Annotated in this window: 1 protein-coding gene; it reads left to right on the top strand. The window is 34.2% G+C overall.

All coding sequences use genetic code 11. The features are described 5' to 3' along the window. Positions 1–162 precede the first annotated feature (162 nt). Positions 163–1,281, top strand: coding sequence for a HigA family addiction module antitoxin (locus U9P79_00035; protein ID MEA2103022.1), 1,119 nt, complete (start codon positions 163–165; stop codon positions 1,279–1,281). The last annotated feature ends 45 nt before the right edge of the window (positions 1,282–1,326 follow it).

Below are 1,326 nucleotides of genomic sequence, written 5' to 3'. Positions count from 1 at the left end.
ATCAACTCACGGCTGACAGAGATGGACAATTTGCTGTTATCATTAAGAATCAGTGGAGAATTGTTTTTGAACCAAATCATGAATCTATCCCAAGAAAAGAAGACGCTGGGATTGACTTGAATGAAATTACAAAAATAACCATTACATGGATTGGTGATTATCATGGCTAATATAGAAACAAATCAATTCTATCCCGATTATGCAATTCATCCAGGTGAAATTCTTGATGAAACCCTTGAGGCCAGATGCATAAAAAAAACCTTATTTGCGGAGAAATGTGGGATTTCCAATAAAACAGTAAGTCAAATTGTTAATGGCAAATCAGCTATCACTCCTGAAATGGCTATTAAATTTGAAAGGGCTTTAGGTAATTCGGCATCATTGTGGATTAATTTAAATACAGACTATGAACTTCATTTGGCAAGAGAAGCTGATAAACTGAAACTAATTGCAGAAAAAGATTGGCTTAAAAAATTTCCCATAAAGCAGCTCATTGATTACGGCATTCTTCCAAAACGAACAAATATAGTTGATAATCTTTCTGACTTGCTTTCATTTTTTGGAGTTGGAAGCATATCTGCATGGAATGATTTTTATCTATCACCTAATGTTGTTTATAGAAAATCTCCAACCTTTAAAGCTAAACCTGAATCAGTTGCAACTTGGTTGAGAATTGGAGAAAAATATGCTGAGCACATATCTTGCTCGCCATTTGATAAAAAAACATTTAAAGAAGCCTTGAAAGAAATTCGTTGTTTGACCAAAGAGCACGCACCATATTTTCACAAAAAAATGGTCGAGCTATGTAAGAATTCTGGGGTTGCGCTTGTATTTGTTCCAGAACTACCAAAAACACATATCAGTGGTGCCACTAAATGGATTAATTCTAATAAAGCCATGATTGTTTTGAGCCTAAAATATAAAATGGAAGAACATTTTTGGTTTAGCTTTTTTCATGAAGCGGCTCATATTATTTTACATGGTAAAACGAAAGTGTTTATTGATAATAATGGGGATCGTACTTCAAAACAAGAAATAGAAGCGGATGCATTTGCTTCGAATATGCTAATTCCCCCAAAAAAACTATCGGTGTTTTTATCAAACAAAAAGATATCACATGCAGCGGTATTAGCATTTGCAGAAACAATTGATTTGTCTCCAGGAATTTTGGTAGGAAGGCTACAGTATGATAAAATCATTCCATATAGTTGGCTTAATAAGTTAAAATGTAAGTTTGATTTTTCAAAACAAAAACAGCGAAATGCCCAACAAAACGGTTAACCAGACCGCGAGAACGTTTGCCGAATTCCGAGAAAGCTATTGGAA

It is taken from the genome of Candidatus Cloacimonadota bacterium (assembly GCA_034661015.1).
Classification (GTDB): domain Bacteria; phylum Cloacimonadota; class Cloacimonadia; order JGIOTU-2; family JGIOTU-2; genus JAYEKN01.
The sequence above is the reverse complement of the archived record's forward strand: the minus strand, read 5'-3'. Positions and strand labels throughout refer to the sequence as shown.

Bases quoted from the DNA above. Each gene is read 5' to 3' on its own strand.
- U9P79_00035 (MEA2103022.1), top strand. From the start codon at position 163: ATGGCTAATATAGAAACAAATCAATTCTATCCCGATTATGCAATTCAT.